A 16,186-nucleotide genomic window follows, 5' to 3' on the forward strand; every position below is an offset into this window, starting at 1 on the left:
GTCAGCGACGCTCCTCGGCGGGGGTGGAGGCGCGATAGCGGACCAGCGCGGGGAACGCCACCACCAGCAGCGTCGCCAGCACGGCGGCGGCGATGCCACCGCCCACCATGGCGACGCCGGTGCCGAACCCGGCGGCCGTCGCGCCGGCCCGCAGATCGCCCAGGCGCGGACCGCCGGCCACCACCACCGTGTTCACCCCCTGGAGCCGACCACGCATCCGGTCCGGCGCGTAGACCAGCAGCATCGACTGCCGCAGGGTCGCGCTGACCAGGTCGGCGGCACCGGCCACGCCGAGCAGCAGCACCGCCAGCCAGAGCCGGCCGGCCAGCCCGGCGAGCGCGATCGCCACGCCCCAGCCGACGACCGCCACGGCCAGCGCCAGCCCCTGCCGGCGGACCCGGCCGATCCAGCCGGAGGTGAGACCGCCCAGCATCGCGCCGATCGCGATCGAGCTGTAGAGCCAGCCGACCGCCGCGCCGCCGCCGAAACGCTCCTGCGCCAGCTCGGGGAAGAGCGCCCGCGGCATGGCCAGGATCATCGCGATCAGGTCGATGGCGAAGGAGAGCAGCAGCACCGGCGTGGTGGCCAGATAGCGGAAGCCGTCGACGATGCTGCCCAGCCCGGCCTTGCGGACGCCGCCGCCCGGGTCCGGCTCGGGCGGCATCGCCGGCAGCCGCAGCGTCGCCCAGAGCGAGACGGTGAACAGCAGCGCGTCCAGCCCGTACGCGACCGGCAGCGCGGTGTCGACGCGCCAGGTGGCGAAGATCAGCCCGGCGGCCAGCGGGCCGGCGACCGCCGCGGCGGTGAACGTGGTGTAGTTCAGCGTGGTGGCCGCCGGCACCAGCTCGGCCGGCACCAGCCGGGGCAGGATCGCGCTGCGGGCCGGCGAGGTGATCGCGAACGCCACCGCCTGCACGCCGACCAGCAGCAGGAGCAGCACCGGGCTGCGCGCCCCGGCCAGCGACTGCACCAGCAGCCCGAGCGTCGCGGCCCAGAGCAGCGTGCCGGCCGCGAGCAGCACCCGACGCCGGTCCCGGGCGTCGGCGACCGCGCCGCCCCAGAGCCCGAAGACCAGCAGCGGCACGAACCCGGCGACGCCGAGCAGCCCGACCCAGAACGAGCCGCCGGTGAGGTCGAACATCTCCACCGGCACCGCCACCGCGGTGAACTGGAAGCCGAACATCGCCACCGCGTTGCCGAGCCACACCCGCCGGTACGCGGGCACGCCGAGCGGGCGCAGGTCGATCGCCCAGCGGCGGGGTCCACCCGGCCGGGCCTGCTTGAGCTGTGTCACGGCGCGAGCCGCTCGACGACCCAGACGCCGCTCTCCGCCAGCCGGAACCGCAGCCGGTCGTGCAGCCGGCCGGCCCGGCCCTGCCAGAACTCCACCGTCTCCGGGCGGACCCGGAACCCGCCCCAGTGCGGCGGCGCCGGGATCGGCTCGACGCCGGCGAAACGTTCCGCCGCGGCCCGGTACTCCGCGTCCAGCGCGGCCCGGTCCGGCACCACCGCGGACTGGGTGCTGGCCCACGCCCCGAGCTGCGAGCCGCGCGGCCGGACCGCGAAGTAGGCCTCGGTCTCGGCCCGGGTGACAGGCTCCACCCGCCCGGTGACGGTCACCTGCCGCTGCATCGGGAACCAGGGGAAGACCAGGCTGGCCCACGGGTTGGCGGTCAGCTCGGCGCCCTTGCGCGAGCGGTGGTTGGTGTAGAGGACGAAGCCCTCCGCGTCGTAGCCCTTGAGCAGCACGGTGCGGCCGCTGGGCCGCCCCTGCGCGTCGGCGGTGCCGAGCACCATCGCGTTCGGCTCGGGCAGCGGGTGGGCCACCGCGTCGGCGAACCAGCGGGCGAACTGGGTGTGCCAGTCCGCGGCCAGGTCCGATTCGGTCAGGCCCAGGTCGGCGTCGTACTCGTTACGCATGCCGGCCGGGGCGGGTGTGTCGCCTGTCACTCTCGCCGTTCCTCTCCCGGGCTCGCCCGCGTCCCCCGACGCTGGCCAGGCCCCGCCACCCAGTCTTCTCCTACCCGCACCGGCGTCCACCGGCGGGGATGTCGCGTGGCGCACAGTGGCTGCGGGTCGCGCACGTGGTTACTCACCGGGCAAGATGTCACGAACCACATCCCGAGGGTCGCCTGAGCTGCGGAGCCGGATCGGCCCCACCGGGCGCACCGAGCCGGAAGCCAGGAGACGACATGTCCGATTTCAAGCCGGGCCTGGAGGGCGTCGTAGCCTTCGAGACCCAGATCGCCGAACCCGACCGCGCGGGCGGATCGCTGCGCTACCGGGGCGTGGACATCGAGGATCTGATCGGCCAGGTCTCCTTCGGCAACGTCTGGGCGCTGCTGGTGGACGGCCGGTTCGGCCCGGGCCTGCCGCCGGCCGAGCCGTTCCCGGTGCCGGTGCACTCCGGCGACATCCGCGTCGACGTCCAGTCCGCGGTCGCCATGCTGGCTCCCTACTGGGGTCTCGACCAGCTCCTCGACATCTCCGACGAGCAGGCCCGCGAGGACCTGGCCCGGGTGTCGGTCACCGCGCTGTCCTTCGTCGCCCAGTCGGCCCGCGGGCTGGGCCTGCCGGCGGTGCCGCAGAAGGAGATCGACAAGGCGGAGACCATCGTCGAGCGGTTCATGAAGCGCTGGCGTGGCGAGCCCGACCCGCGGCATGTCAAGGCCGTCGACGCCTACTTCATCTCGGCCGCCGAGCACGGCCTGAACGCCTCCACCTTCACCGCCCGGATCGTCGCCTCCACCGGCGCCGATGCGGCGGCCTGCATCTCCTCCGGCATCGGCGCCCTCTCCGGCCCGCTGCACGGCGGCGCGCCGTCGCGGGTGCTCACCATGCTGGAGGCGGTCGAGCGCAGCGGCGACGCCGAGGGGTACGTCAAGGGCGTCCTCGACCGGGGCGAGCGGCTGATGGGCTTCGGCCACCGGGTCTACCGGGCCGAGGACCCGCGTGCCCGCGTGCTCCGGCGCACCGCCAAGGAGCTGGGCGCGCCGCGCTTCGAGGTCGCCGAGGCACTGGAGAAGGCCGCCCTGGCCGAGCTCCAGGCCCGCCGCCCGGACCGCGTACTCGCCACGAACGTCGAGTTCTGGTCGGCCGTGGTGCTGGACTTCGCCGAGGTGCCGGCGCACATGTTCACCTCGATGTTCACCTGCGCCCGGATGGGCGGCTGGTCCGCGCACATCCTGGAGCAGAAGAAGCTCCAGCGGCTGGTCCGCCCGTCCGCCACCTACGTCGGCCCGGGCACCCGCAAGCCGCAGCAGGTCGAGGGCTGGGACGCCATCCCGCACAACGTCTGAGAGGTAAGGAGGGGCCCTCGCCTAACGCATTCTGCATAGGCGGGGGCCCCTTTTGACACCCGCTCTGTGGCGTACGCCTCAGCGGCCGGCGTGGGACCAGCGGGTGGGTCCGGCCGGGTGGGTGCGAGGATGGGGGCCGGCAGCGCTGCCGGCCGGGTTCGGATCCCGGCCGTCCCGTGCGCCCGGCGCACGAGCCGGTCGTCGGTCCGCGCCCGCAGGAAAAGGGCCCGCCCTCGCCCATGCGGAAGGATCGAGAAAACCGTGGCTGACGCACCGACCATCCGGATTCCCGACGACCTCAAGCCCGCCGACGGCCGTTTCGGCTGCGGCCCGTCCAAGGTCCGTCCGGCGGCGGTCTCCGCGCTCGCCGACGTCGCCACCAGCTACCTGGGCACGTCGCACCGGCAGAAGACGGTCCGCGACCAGGTCGCCCGGCTGCGCCGCGGGCTCGCCGAGTTCTTCTCCCTGCCCGAGGGCTACGAGGTGGTCATCGGCAACGGCGGCACCACCGCGTTCTGGGAGGTCGCCACGTTCGGACTGGTCCGCGACCGGGCCCAGTTCGCCAGCTTCGGCGAGTTCGGCGCGAAGTTCGCCAAGTCGGTCGCCGACGCGCCGTTCCTGGGTGAGCCGACCGTCCGCAAGTCCGCGGCGGGCAGCGCGCCGTCGCTGGTCGCCGAGGCCGGCGTGGACGTCTACGCCACCCCGCACAACGAGACCTCCACCGGCGTGGCGGTGCCGATCAGCCGGGTGCCGGGCGCCGACGAGGGCTCGCTGCTGCTCGTCGACGCCACCTCCGGCGCCGGCGGGCTGGACGTGGACGTCGCCGAGACCGACGTCTACTACTTCGCCCCGCAGAAGTGCTTCGGCTCCGACGGCGGCCTCTGGCTGGCCCTGATGTCGCCGGCCGCGCTGGCCCGGGCCACCGAGGTCAAGGCGTCGGGGCGCTACATCCCGGCCTTCCTCGACCTGGTCACCGCGATCGACAACTCGCGGCTGGAGCAGACCTACAACACGCCGGCGCTGGCCACCATCTTCCTGGCCGCCGAGCAGACCGACTGGATGAACTCCCAGGGCGGGCTGGCCTGGGCGGCCAAGCGCACCGCCGAGAGCGCCGCCGCGGTGTACGGCTGGGCCGAGCGCTCCCCGTACGCCAGCCCGTTCGTGTCGGACCCGGCGCTGCGCTCCAACGTGGTCGCCACCGTCGACTTCGCCGACGGGGTGGACGCGACCGCGATCGCCAAGGTGCTGCGCGCCAACGGCATCGTCGACACCGAGCCCTACCGCAAGCTCGGCCGCAACCAGCTCCGGGTGGCGCTCTTCCCGGCCGTCGAGCCGGCCGACGTCGAGGCGCTCACCGCGTGCGTCGACCACGTGGTGGAGCGACTCTGATCACGTCGTGACGCTGGGTGGTCGCCGGGGCTCCGGCGGCCACCCACCGTGATCGTTGCCGCAGCTCAGTCGCGACATGCCGGGGTGTCGCTCTCCCCACGGCTGGGAAGATGAGCGTACGGTGGTTCGAGACGCCCGGGTGGCCGGCTCGTGGCGTGTGACGGCCAGCGAAGCGGGACGGAGGCAAGCCGATGCGCCCAGTACGCTTCGTCGCTCTCTCCGAGGACGGCCAGGCCCTGGTGCTCACCGACGAGGTGGGCCGCCTGCTCGCGCTGCCGATCGACGAGCGCGTGGCCTCGGTGCTGCACGCCGAGCCGGGCGCGACCCCGCTCGCGGTGGTGCCCGCCTCCTCCGATCCCACGCCGTCGCTGTCCCCGCGCGACATCCAGGCCCGGATCCGGTCCGGCGAGTCCGCGGAGGACGTCGCCCGCATCGCCGGCGTCCCGGTCGACCGGGTGCTGCGCTACGCCGGCCCGGTGCTCCAGGAGCGGGCCATGCTGGCCCAGCACGCCCGCCGCACGCGGCTCAAGGGCGCCGAGAAGCCGACCCCGCTGGCCGAGGTCGTCAACGGCCGGCTGGCCCAGCACGGCATCGACACCGAGAAGATCTCCTGGGACGCCTACCGCCGCGACGACGGCACCTGGCGGATCATCGCCACCTGGCCGTCCGGCAAGGCCACCGCGCAGGCGGTGTGGGATCTCGACAAGTCCCGGCAGAACGTGGTCGCACACGACGACATGGCGCAATACCTGTGCGCCGAGCGTCCCACTCCGATCCTCGGCCAGGAGCCGGCGCCGGAGCGGGGCGGTCACGCGCTGCCCGGCCCGTCGCGCGGCGAGCCGAGCCGGGGCGGGCACGGCCTGCCGTCCGGGGTCGAGCAGGCCCGCCCGGGGCGGGACCCGATCCGCGCCGGCCGGGACGCGCTGCTCGCCTCGCTGGACCGACCGCTCGGCGGCACGTCCGGGCGCGGGCTCGACACCCGTTCCCCGGCCGCGCTGGCCGGCTCCGACGCGCCCCGGCAGCGGGCGGTCGCCGGCGGTGCCGCCGCGCTGCTCGGTGGCGGCCAGGGCTCGGCGTTCGACGACGACTCGGACGCGCCGAAGGAGATCCCGGCCGTACCCTCGCTGGCGGTGCTGCGGCCCCGACGCACCGGCAACCCGCCGGCGTCCGGCGGTTCCGGCACCGAGTCGGGCGACGCCGGCGGCAAGCCGCGCAAGCGGCTGCCGAGCTGGGACGATGTCCTCTTCGGCAGCGGCCCGGCGGCCCGCGAGTCCTCCTGATCCACCGGTCCACCCTGGCGCACACGTGAAGTGAGGCACTCGAAGTGCCCGCGTGCCAGGGTGGACCCATGGAGTACACGAACCTGGGACGCACCGGCCTGTCGGTGAGCCGGCTCTGCCTCGGCACCATGAACTTCGGGCCGCAGACGAACGAGCCGGACAGCTTCGCCATCATGGACCGGGCGCTGGAACACGGGATCAACTTCTTCGACACCGCGAACGTCTACGGCTGGAAGCAGGGCGAGGGCGTCACCGAACAGATCGTCGGCCGCTGGTTCGCCCAGGGCGACGGGCGCCGCGACAAGGTCGTCCTGGCCACCAAGGTCTACGGCAAGATGAGCGAGTGGCCCAACGACCAGGGCCTGAGCGCCCGGCACATCATCCGGGCCTGCGAGGACTCACTGCGGCGCCTCCAGACCGACACCATCGACCTCTACCAGATGCACCACGTCTCCCGGACCACGCCGTGGGAGGAGATCTGGCAGGCGATGGAGACGCTCGTCGCGCAGGGCAAGGTGCTCTACGTCGGGTCGTCCAACTTCGCCGGCTGGCACATCGCGCAGGCGCAGGCCGCGGCCGGCAAGCGCAACTTCCTCGGCCTCGTCTCCGAGCAGTCCATCTACAACCTGCTCACCCGGCACGTCGAGCTGGAGGTGATCCCGGCCGCGCAGCACTACGGGCTGGGCATCATCCCCTGGTCGCCGCTGCACGGCGGGCTGCTCTCCGGCATCATCCGGAAGATGGCCGACGGCAGCGCCGCCCGGGGCACGTCCGGCCGCTCGGCCGACGCGCTGGCCGAGCACCGGAACACCATCGAGGCGTACGAGAAGCTCTGCGCCGACCTGGGCAGCGACCCGGCGGACGTGGCGTTGGCCTGGCTGCTCTCCCGGCCGGGCGTGACCGCGCCGATCGTCGGTCCGCGCACCATGGACCAGCTCGACCGCAACCTGGGCGCGCTCGACGTCCGGCTGGACGAGGCGACAGTGACCCGCCTCGACGAGCTGTTCCCGCCCGTCGGCAACGGCGGCCCCGGCCCCGAGGCCTGGGCCTGGTAGGTGCAAGGAGGGGCCCCCTTTTAACGCATTCCGCATAGGAGGGGGCCCCTGTTAACAGGCGTCAGAGCGGCCAGGCGGCGAGACGGGTATAGCGCGCGGGGCGGCCGAGGTGGCTGCGGACCAGCACCAGCTCGTCGGCCGACCAGCCCGGGCCGGCGTACCCGTGCAGCGCCTCCCGGTCGGCCCGCACGTCGACGCGGTCGCCGGGACGCGCGATGGTCAGGTGGGCCCGGAACGGCTTGTCGTCGTACGGCAGCTCGGCCCGGCGCAACCCGTCACGCACCAGCCGGGCGAGCGTGCCCAGCGCCTCGGTCTCGCCCGCCACATCCACCCAGAGCACCGTGGACCGGCCCTGGCCGAAGCTGCCCCCACCACCGAGACGCAGCCGGGGCGAGCTGCCCCGGCCGTCCCGGAACGACTCCGCGGCCAGCCCGAGCGCGCTCTCCACCTCGACCAGCCGCTCGTCCGGCACCTCGCCGAGGAACGCCAGCGTGAGGTGGAGGTGGGCCGGGTCGGCGAGCCGGACGCCCGGGGCGGCGGCGACCCGCAGCTCGGCGACCCGCACCGTCAGGTCGGCGACCGCCGCCGAGGGCGGGTAGATCGCCGCGAAGAGCCGCACCCGGTCAGCGGTGTCGCTGGTGGTGCGCCGCCCGGGCGGCCGGCAGGGTCAGCCCGGCGGCGTGCAGCAGCCCTTCGACGCGGACCCGTTCGATCTCCCGGTCGACGCCGTCCAGCTCGGCCAGGTGCTCGACGATGCCGAGGGCGCGGCAGGCGGCGCGCAGCCGCTCGTCGTACGCCTCGATGACCGCGCCGTGCCACACGACCGAGCGGTCGGCGGCGGCGAGCCGGTGGCCGCCGAGCCGGCGCAGGTCGACGGCGAGCTGCTCCAACGGGCGGCGACCCTCCCGCTCGAACTCGGTGAGGTCGATGTCGCGGGTCAGCGCCTCGGCCTCGATGGCCCGGTCGAGGCGGGCGATGGTGCGGCGCTCACGGCGCTGCTCCCGCCACTCGGCCCAGCCGCAGGCGACCCGGTCGAGGATCTCGTCGGCGCAGAAGATCAACGCGAAGAGGGCGGGCAGGCAGCACACGGCGAGGATCGCCAGCGCCAGCAGCAAACCCTGCCCCAATCCCACACATCGACGCTAAGCCCTGCCGCACCCACCCGCCACCCGTTTGCCAAAACCGACCCGGGTGTTAAGCGGGGCCCCCGCCTATGCGGAATGCGTTAAGAGGGGGCCCCGCCTTTCACTCGGCGGAGGCGGACACCACGTAGAAGCGCGGCATCGGCAGCACCCGCAGGCGCAGCCGGGCACCGGAGCGGCGCAGCTGCCAGGTGAGCGCCAGCAACGCGGCGGCCAGCGAGATCAGCCCACCGATCCAGATGCTCGCGCCGGCGCCGAAGCGCTCGGCCGTCCACCCGATGATCGGCGCGCCGACCGGGTTGGTGCCCAGGAACACCAGCACCCACAGCGACATCACCCGCCCCCGGAAGGACGCGTCGACGCCGAGCTGCACCCGCTGGTTGGCCGCCTGGGCGAAGAAGATCATGAAGAACCCGGTGGGCAGCAGGAGCGCCACCACCATCCAGTACGCGGGTACGAGCCCGACCAGCGTGCCGAAGCTGGCGCAGCCGACCGCCGCGCCGAGCACCAGCCAGACCGAGGGCCGGCTGCGCCGGCCGGTGCCGGCGAGCGCGCCGACCAGCGCGCCGACCGCCAGCGCGGTGCTGAACAGGCCGAACGAGGCGGCGCCGGTCTGGAACACGGTCTTGGCGAGCGCGGCGAGGGTGAGCTGGAAGTTGAACAGGCTCATCCCGATCACCGACATGACGACCATGGGCAGCAGGAGGTCGGGGCGGCGGGCGACGTAGCGGAGGCCGTCGATCACCCGGGCCTGGTCCCGTTCGCCGGTCGGCGGCAGGTCCTTGCGGTGCAGTTCCGCCGGGCGCATCCGGACCACGTTGACCAGCGGGGCGATCGAGCTGAGCGCGGTGAACATGAAGACCGGGCCGACGTCGAAGGCGGCGATGGCGAGGCCGGCGACGGCGGGGCCGACGATTCGGGCGGAGTTGAACACGGCGGCGTTGAGCGAGAGCGCGTTCGGCAGCAGCGGCACGCCGACCAGCTCGGAGACGAAGGCCTGCCGTACCGGGGTCTCCACCGCGTTGGCGACGCCGAGCAGGGCGGCGAACGCGAAGACGTGCCAGAGCTGCACCAGGCCGGTGAGGACGATCACGCTCATGCCGAGCGCCAGCACGGTCCAGAAGGCGTTGGCGACGAAGAGCAGCATCCGCTTGTCGTACCGGTCGGCGAGGCGGCCGGAGAGCAGGGTGAGCAGGAGTACGGGGGTGAACTGCAACGCGGTGACCACGCCGAGGGCGGTCGCGGAGTTGTCGCTCAGCTCGAGGACGAGCCAGTCCTGGGCGATGAACATCATCCAGACGCCGATCAGTTTGATCAGCTGTCCGGTGGCGAAGAGTCGGTAGTTGCGGACTCGTAGGGACTGGAACATCGTGCTCAGCTTGGCCTGCACTCTAGGTGCGCCTCCTCGCGTCGGGTACGCCTCATCCACAACGGACGAAGCGGACCGCGCGACCCGGTGTCAGGCGCGAGCGATCCCCTGGAGGATGTCCGCGGCCCGCCGCAGCGTGTCGCGTTCCTCCTCGGTGAGCGCGGCCAGCCGGCTGGCCAGCCATTCGTTGCGGGCCCGCTCGAACTGGTCGAGCACGGCCCGTCCCCCTTCGGTCGCCGCCAGGATGACCTGCCGTCCGTCGGTCGGATGGGGGGTGCGCTGCACGAGGCCGCGCTCCTCCAACTTCGCGACGATCTTGGTCATCGTCGGTGGCTGCACCCGTTCGACGTCGGCCAGTTCCCGTGGCGTGAGGGCGCCCGCCAGTTTGAGGCTGGTGAGCGCCGACAGCTGGGTGACCGTGAGGTCGCCGACCGGTCGGGCCTGTCGGACCCGCCGGTTGAGCCGGGTGATCGCATCTCGCAGCTGGGGGGCCAGCTGCGCCGGTGGCACGCGTTTCGCCGTCACCGTCCGCTCCGTCACACTAGTTAGCCTAACTAATGAGCCTGGCTAACGACACGCGTTATGACCAGGCTCACCAGCGTCAGAGCAGCACGGACTCGATCGGCCCGCGCAGGAAGTAGAGGACGAAGAGCGCAGCCACGCCGTAGAGCAGGGGGTGGACCTCCCGGGCCTTGCCCTTCGCCAGCTTCACCAGCACGTAGCTGATGATGCCGGCCCCGATGCCGTTCGAGATCGAGTAGGTGAACGGCATCAGCACGATCGTCAGGAACGCCGGGATCGCGATCTCGTAGTCGGTCCAGTCGATGGTCCGGACCGCCGTCATCATCAGGAAGCCGACCACCACCAGCGCCGTCGACGCGGCCTCGAACGGCACGATCGCCGACAGCGGCGCCAGGAACATGGCCAGCAGGAACAGCAGGCCGGTGACCAGGTTGGCCACCCCGGTCCGGGCACCCTCGCCGACACCGGCGGCACTTTCGATGTACGACGTGTTGCTCGACACCGACGCCGCGCCACCCGCGGCGGCGGCGATCGAGTCGACCAGCAGGATCTCCTTGGCCCGGGGCGGGGTGCCCTGCTCGTCGAGCATGTCCCCCTCCTGGCCGATCGCGACCATCGTGCCCATGGTGTCGAAGAAGTCCGTGATCAGCAGCGTGAAGACGAACATCAGCGGGACCAGCCAGCCCACCCGGGTCCACGAGTCGAGCACGTTGAAGTTGCCCAGCAGCGACAGGTCCGGCAGGTCCACCACCTGCTTCGGCAGCTCGGGCACGTTCAGCGCCCAGCCCTTCGGGTTCGGCTTGCCGTCGACGAACGAGGGGCCGATGTTGCCGATCGCCTCGACCACGATGGCCAGCACCGTGGAGGACAGGATGCCGATCAGGATCGCGCCCCGGACCCGGCGGACCACGAGCACCACGGTGACCAGCAGGCCCACCACGAACACCAGCATCGGCCAGCTGACGATCTTGCCGTTGATGCCCAGCCCGACCGGCACGGTGCTGTTCGCCGCGTCCGGCACCCGCCGGACGAACCCGGCGTCGACCAGGCCGATGATGGTCAGGAACAGCCCGATGCCGACGCCGATCGCGGTCTTGAGCTGCGTCGGCACCGAGCGGAACACCGCGGTGCGCAGCCCGGTGAGCACCAGGATGCCGATCAGCACACCCTCGATGACCACCAGGCCCATCGCGTCCGCCCAGGTCATCTGCGGCGCGATCTCGAACGCGACGAGCGCGTTGACGCCCAGCCCGGCGGCCAGCGCGATCGGGAACCGGGCCACCACCCCCATCAGGATGGTCATCAGGCCCGCGACCAGGGCGGTCGCCGCGGCCAGCGCCGGGATGGCGAGGGTACGTCCGTCCGCGTCCTCGGCACCGCCGAGGATCAGCGGGTTCAACACCACGATGTACGCCATCGTGAAGAACGTGGCGAAGCCGCCGCGGATCTCCCGTCCGGGTGTCGACCGGCGGGCGGAGATCTCGAAGAAGCGGTCGAACGCGTTACGCGGGTGCGCGGGGTCGGGCGGTGTGCCGTGGTCCGCCGGCGGAGCAATGGACATCGGGTCCTCATCTGGTTGATCGACCGGTCTCGTCGCGCGCATCGTGCCAGATCACCCGGCGGACAGGGAAGGACGATCACGTACGCTGGGCCGGTGCCCCAGGAGCAGCAGCCGCGGCCCGAGCCGCTCGACCCGCCGATGGTGCCGTTCGCCGTCGCCGGGCTGATCGCCTGGGCGGTGGCCGGCCTGGTGCTGCTGCTCTTCTTCCGCGACTGGCTGACCGCGCACGGCCACCAGAACTGGCTCTGGACCTGCCTCGCCGGTTTTCTGTGGGGCTTTCCCGGCCTGGCCACGATGATGCGGCACGATGCCAACCGGCGTCGCCGTCGGGCGGCCGCCGAGCGTCAGCGCTGACCGGTCAGGAGTGGCCGTACGGCTCCGCCGGCTCGGCCGCCTCCACCGATCCGGGCGCGCGGCTGACCGACATCGCCTCGACCGCGCTGTCGTCGTAGACCGTGGGCAGTTCGTCGACCGGCGTCTCGACCGCTCCGACGAGCGTCTCCGAGTGCGCGCCGCAGCCGTGGTCGGCGCTCACCACCCGGCCGTCGTCCGGGGCGAAGAAGTTTCCGCACGCCCCGAAGGACTGCCGCAGCGAGCCGGCCAGCGGCAGGTAGAAGCCGCAGGTGCCGCAGCGGGCGGCGGCCGGCGCGGCGGTCGAGATGGCGGCGTCCGGCCCGTGGTCGCCGTCGTACCAGCGCTGGGCGGTTTCGGCGCGCCCCTCCCGGGACAGCACCCGGGCCCGGCCGAGGCCCAGCTCCCAGGCGGTCTCCTCCACGGCCGGGTCGTCGGAGAGCAGGTAGCCCGGGGCGAGCCGCTCGTCGTCGGCCGAGGTGGTCAGCAGGTCGCCGGGGCCCAGGTCGCCGGGCTGGAGCCGTTCCTGCCAGGGCAGCCAGCCCGGGGCGAGCAGCGCGTCGGGGCCGGGCAGCAGCACGGTCTCGCAGATGGTCACGTGCTTGCTACGCGCCACCCGGGTCACCGTGACGGCCCACCGCCAGCCGCGGTAGCCGGCCATCCGGCACTCGAAGTAGTGGGTGACGACCCGGTCGCCCTCGGCGACGGCCTGGAGGTGGTCGCCGACGTCGGTCGGCTCCACCTCGGTGATGGCGTCGCGGGCCACCTCGACGGCGGCGGCGCAGACCTGGTCGAGCCGGGGAGCGCGGGCGGATACGGGCCTGGTCACCATTCCATTGTTCCCCATGCCCGTAGGCGGGTTCTCTCCGGGTGATGCGGCGCGCGCGGGGCGGATGGGCGAGGATGGGACACATGGCGCTGTCCTCCCGCTCCGGCCGCTCCTTCTTCGGGCGGACCGTCGGCACCGGCATCCGCGCCACCCGCCTCCTGCTGCGGGGGTCGTTGCACGGCGGGCGCTGGATGACCCGCCGGGCCGGCACCGCCCGGGCCCGCAGCGCCGGCAACGAGGTCGGCATGGTCCGCCTGTTCGACCTGCACGCGCTCTCCTGCGCCGGGGACACGCTCATCGCCATCGGCCTGGCCGGGACGATCTTCTTCGACGTGCCGCTGGGCGAGGCCCGCAACAAGGTCGCGCTCTACCTGCTGGTGACCATGGTCCCGTTCGCCATGCTCGCCCCGGTGGTCGGCCCGTTGCTCGACCACTTCCGCCACGGCCGCCGGTACGCGCTGGCCACCACCATGCTCGGGCGCGCGTTCCTGGCCTGGCTGATCTCCGACTACATGGGCGGTCTCGGGCTCTACCCGGCGGCGTTCGGGGTGCTCGCCCTCTCCCGCGCCTACGGGGTGGCCCGTTCGGCGGCGGTGCCCCGGCTGCTCCCCGAGGGTCTGGGGCTGTCCCAGGTCGGTGCCCGGGCCAGCGTCTACGGCACGGTGGCCGGCGCGCTGGTCGCCCCGATCGGGTTGGCCGCGTTCTGGCTGGGGCCGCAGTGGCCGCTCCGGGTCGCCTCGGTGATCTTCCTGCTCGGCATGGTGATCTCGCTCCGGCTGCCGCCGAAGGCCGATTCGGAGCCGCCGGAGCGGATGCCGCACCCGCTGCGCGCGATGCGCCGCCGCGACGGCGAGCGCCCGCTGGGCCGGGGCCGCCCCGCCGGTCGACTGGTGATCGCCACCCTGATCGGTGCCGCCGCGCTGCGCGGGCTCTACGGCTTCCTGCTGCTGTTCCTCGCCTTCGCCATCAAGGCCGGCGACCTGACCACCGACTTCTTCGGCCGCGAGCTGAGCGACCAGGCCGCGCTGGGCCTGGTCGGCGGCGCGCTGGCGGTCGGCACGTTCCTGGCCACCGCGCTCGGCACCCGGCTGCGGATCCACCGGCCGACCGCGATCCAGTCCAGCGGCACGATCATCGTGGCCGGCGTGGCACTGCTCGCCGCGATCAAGTTCTCGCTGCCCATGGTGGCGCTGCTCTGCCTGGTGGCGGCGCTGATGAGCGGGATAGCCAAGCTGGCGGTGGACGCCTCGATCCAGGAGCGGATCCCGGAGCGGCTGCGGGCCAGCTCCTTCGCGCACTCGGAGACCGCCCTGATGCTCGCGTTCGTGGCCGGCGGCGGGCTCGGGCTGGTGCCGTTCACCGGGCTGATCGGGGTGGCGGTCGCCGCCGGCGTGGCCGTGCTGGTGGCGCTGCGCGGGGTCCTGGTCGCCAGCCGCCTGCGCGGCGAGCACCTGGCCGGCCGGCCGCTCGGCGACGACGAGCTGGCGGCGATGCCGCCGGCCGACGCGCCGGATGAGGCCGCCGGCACCGCGTTCCGCCGGCCGACCGGCACCGCGTCGCGCGAACCCGCCGTCACCTCGTTCGACGATCCGGCGCCCACCTCGCCGGCGCCGCAGCGGGTCGACCCGCCGGTGCCGGACGACGACGGCCTGGCGCCGCCCGGCTTCCACATCTACCGCCCCTCCTCGTCGGTCGGCGGCCCCGGCGCGGCCGAGGACGAGAACCGGCGCGACCCCCGGGGGCCGGTGGCGTGAGCGGTCTGCTGGTAGTCACGGCGGTGCCCGCCGAGGCCGAGGCGGTCCGCGCCGGCCTCACCGACCCGAGCGTGACGGTGCGACCGGTCGGCGTCGGCCCGGCCGTCGCCGCCGCCGCCACGGCCCGGCTGCTGGCGCTGGCCGAGGCGGCCGGGCGGCCGTACCGCGCGGTGGTCAGCGCCGGCATCGCGGGCGGCTTCGTCGACCGGGTCGCGGTCGGCGGCACCGTGCTGGCCGACCGCAGCGTCGCCGCCGACCTCGGCGCCGAGTCACCGGCCGGCTTCATCCCGGTCGAGGAGCTGGGCATGGCTCCCGAACTGCTGGGCGTCGGCCGGACCGTGCCCGCCGACCCGACCCTGCTGGTCGCCCTGCGCGCCGCGCTGCCGGCGGCCACCGTCGGCACGGTGCTCACGGTCGGCACCGTGACCGGCACCGCCGAGAGCACGGCGGCCCTCGCCGACCGGCACCCGGACGCCGTGGCCGAGGCCATGGAGGGGTACGGCGTGGCCGTCGCCGCCGCCCTGGCCGACGTGCCCTTCGCCGAGCTGCGCACGATCTCCAACCCGATCGGCCCCCGCGACCGCGACGCCTGGCGCATGCGCGACGCCTTCGCCGCGCTCACCACCGCCGCCGCCGCACTCCGCTGACCGTCTGGTCGAACCGCATCGCCGCCGGCCGGCTCGCCTCGATCTCGAAGCCGCACGCGTGCAGGAAATCGATTCCCGCCTGTTCGGTCAACGCCCGGACGCAGACCGCGCCCCGGCTCGCGGCGATCGCCGCGATCAACGCATCGACCAGGCGCCGGCCGATCCCCAACCGCCGGTAGGCGGCCATCACCAGCACTCCATCGAGTACGGCCTCCGGCTCCTCCAGCGGCAGGCCGTCACCCCACCGCAGATGCGGGCTCTCGTCGTGCGCCCGTAACTCACCGATCAACTCACCGCCAGGGATCTCCGCCACGAACCGCCAGGCCGTGGCCGGCACGGTCGGACCGGTCACCCGCCGCACGGTCACCGACCGGCGGACCCGCGCACGCGCCCGGCGCTCGTCCCGGTAGTCGCGGTTCAACCGGTAGCTCGCCGGCGGCAGGGGCAACGGCCAGAGCCGCGGCGGCAACGCGTACCACTCGGCCCACCACGCGCCCGGCCAGTCCCGGGGCTCGCAAACCTTCCAGACGTCGAGATGGGCGGGATAGTGGCGGCCCGCCTGGTCGCGCATGTCGTCATGCGGCACCGGCCCCGGTTCGGTCGACGGAGTCGCCCGCGTGTCGTGCCCGCGCTCGAACTCGACACCCATTCCGCCACCTGCCGCCCGCACCAGCCGTTCGATCGTGCGGTAACGCGGATCGGTCGCCCGGCCGGACTCGATCCGGGCGACCGCGGACTGTGGGAGGCCCGCTCGCGCGGCCAGCTCCCGCTGACTCAGGTCGGCCCGCCGCCGCAGCCGGCGCAGCAGGTCACCCAGGTCGATCCCCTGATCGGCCGGCGGAATCGGATCAGCCACCGCATCATGGTCCCGAGCCGGGGGCCGCCTCCTCAACAGCGTGGCCGCCCCTGTGGATAACCCTGTGGACATCGGCATGGTCGCGGGACAGGGATGTGGATAGTTGGGTCCCTTTGGAGCTGAGTCGTTGGT

The 16,186-nt window shown here is 73.5% G+C and carries 15 protein-coding genes and 2 pseudogenes; 8 read left to right on the forward strand and 9 right to left on the reverse strand.

Translation table 11 applies throughout. The annotated features are described in order from the left end of the window. Position 1: 1 nt before the first annotated feature. Together O7598_RS27305 and pdxH are read right to left on the reverse strand one after the other, a co-directional pair. Positions 2-1,294 carry an MFS transporter gene (locus tag O7598_RS27305; RefSeq protein WP_269694096.1) on the reverse strand — a complete coding sequence of 431 codons (1,293 nt, stop codon included), beginning with the start codon at positions 1,292-1,294 and terminating at the stop codon, positions 2-4. Beyond that, on the reverse strand, positions 1,291-1,920 hold the full coding sequence (gene pdxH, locus O7598_RS27310) for a pyridoxamine 5'-phosphate oxidase (protein WP_269694993.1): 630 nt from the start codon (positions 1,918-1,920) through the stop codon (positions 1,291-1,293). Before pdxH ends, O7598_RS27305 begins: the two co-directional genes overlap by 4 nt. Before the next feature lie 272 nt (positions 1,921-2,192). Here pdxH and O7598_RS27315 point away from each other — a divergent pair, with 272 nt between their 5' ends. The 4 genes from O7598_RS27315 (at position 2,193) to O7598_RS27330 (ending at position 7,023) form a co-directional block, all read left to right on the forward strand. Further along, positions 2,193-3,299 carry a citrate synthase 2 gene (locus tag O7598_RS27315; RefSeq protein WP_269694097.1) on the forward strand — a complete coding sequence of 369 codons (1,107 nt, stop codon included), beginning with the start codon at positions 2,193-2,195 and terminating at the stop codon, positions 3,297-3,299. Positions 3,300-3,560: 261 nt separating this feature from the next. After that, entirely contained in the window at positions 3,561-4,688 is a 1,128-nt protein-coding gene (gene serC / locus O7598_RS27320) for a phosphoserine transaminase (protein ID WP_269694098.1), read from the forward strand. A gap of 191 nt (positions 4,689-4,879) precedes the next feature. After that, positions 4,880-5,968: a septation protein SepH gene (gene sepH / locus O7598_RS27325; RefSeq protein WP_269694099.1), complete on the forward strand. Its 1,089-nt coding sequence runs from the start codon at positions 4,880-4,882 to the stop codon at positions 5,966-5,968. Positions 5,969-6,036: 68 nt separating this feature from the next. Then, positions 6,037-7,023, forward strand: coding sequence for an aldo/keto reductase (locus O7598_RS27330; protein WP_269694100.1), 987 nt, complete (start codon positions 6,037-6,039; stop codon positions 7,021-7,023). Positions 7,024-7,084: 61 nt separating this feature from the next. Here O7598_RS27330 and thpR read toward each other — a convergent pair whose 3' ends face one another. The 5 genes from thpR to O7598_RS27355 form a co-directional block, all read right to left on the reverse strand. Beyond that, a complete protein-coding gene (gene thpR, locus O7598_RS27335) occupies positions 7,085-7,642 on the reverse strand; it encodes an RNA 2',3'-cyclic phosphodiesterase (protein ID WP_269694101.1) in 558 nt (185 codons plus the stop codon). 4 nt (positions 7,643-7,646) lie between these two features. After that, positions 7,647-8,156, reverse strand: coding sequence for a hypothetical protein (locus O7598_RS27340; protein WP_269694102.1), 510 nt, complete (start codon positions 8,154-8,156; stop codon positions 7,647-7,649). Between the two features lie 112 nt (positions 8,157-8,268). After that, the gene (locus tag O7598_RS27345; RefSeq protein ID WP_269694103.1) at positions 8,269-9,555 is read right to left on the reverse strand and encodes an MFS transporter; all 1,287 of its coding nucleotides are present in this window, start codon (positions 9,553-9,555) and stop codon (positions 8,269-8,271) included. Between the two features lie 69 nt (positions 9,556-9,624). Further along, the gene (locus O7598_RS27350) at positions 9,625-10,074 is read right to left on the reverse strand and encodes a MarR family winged helix-turn-helix transcriptional regulator (protein ID WP_189193212.1); all 450 of its coding nucleotides are present in this window, start codon (positions 10,072-10,074) and stop codon (positions 9,625-9,627) included. Between the two features lie 61 nt (positions 10,075-10,135). After that, positions 10,136-11,617 carry an NCS2 family permease gene (locus O7598_RS27355; RefSeq protein ID WP_442929898.1) on the reverse strand — a complete coding sequence of 494 codons (1,482 nt, stop codon included), beginning with the start codon at positions 11,615-11,617 and terminating at the stop codon, positions 10,136-10,138. A gap of 138 nt (positions 11,618-11,755) precedes the next feature. Here O7598_RS27355 and O7598_RS27360 point away from each other — a divergent pair, with 138 nt between their 5' ends. Then, a complete protein-coding gene (locus tag O7598_RS27360; RefSeq protein ID WP_425412829.1) occupies positions 11,756-11,971 on the forward strand; it encodes a DUF2530 domain-containing protein in 216 nt (71 codons plus the stop codon). A gap of 4 nt (positions 11,972-11,975) precedes the next feature. On the opposite strand, the gene O7598_RS27365 is transcribed toward O7598_RS27360, so the two are convergent. Beyond that, entirely contained in the window at positions 11,976-12,815 is an 840-nt protein-coding gene (locus O7598_RS27365; protein ID WP_269694105.1) for a DUF3027 domain-containing protein, read from the reverse strand. A 65-nt stretch (positions 12,816-12,880) separates the two neighbouring features. Here O7598_RS27365 and O7598_RS27370 point away from each other — a divergent pair. From O7598_RS27370 to O7598_RS27375, 3 genes and pseudogenes are all read left to right on the forward strand, one after another. After that, positions 12,881-14,284: pseudogene (locus O7598_RS27370) on the forward strand (MFS transporter); the annotation flags it as partial. Between the two features lie 96 nt (positions 14,285-14,380). Beyond that, a pseudogene (locus O7598_RS31505) lies at positions 14,381-14,551 on the forward strand (MFS transporter); the annotation flags it as partial. Next, a complete protein-coding gene (locus O7598_RS27375) occupies positions 14,548-15,198 on the forward strand; it encodes a futalosine hydrolase (RefSeq protein WP_269694107.1) in 651 nt (216 codons plus the stop codon). The pseudogene O7598_RS31505 and the gene O7598_RS27375, both read left to right, overlap by 4 nt. Here O7598_RS27375 and O7598_RS27380 read toward each other — a convergent pair. Continuing rightward, positions 15,170-16,054 carry a GNAT family N-acetyltransferase gene (locus tag O7598_RS27380; protein WP_269694108.1) on the reverse strand — a complete coding sequence of 295 codons (885 nt, stop codon included), beginning with the start codon at positions 16,052-16,054 and terminating at the stop codon, positions 15,170-15,172. The two genes, O7598_RS27375 and O7598_RS27380, sit on opposite strands and share 29 nt — an antisense overlap. Between the last annotated feature and the right edge of the window lie 132 nt (positions 16,055-16,186).

It is taken from the genome of Micromonospora sp. WMMC241 (assembly GCF_027460165.1).
In the GTDB taxonomy this organism is placed as follows: domain Bacteria; phylum Actinomycetota; class Actinomycetes; order Mycobacteriales; family Micromonosporaceae; genus Micromonospora; species Micromonospora humi.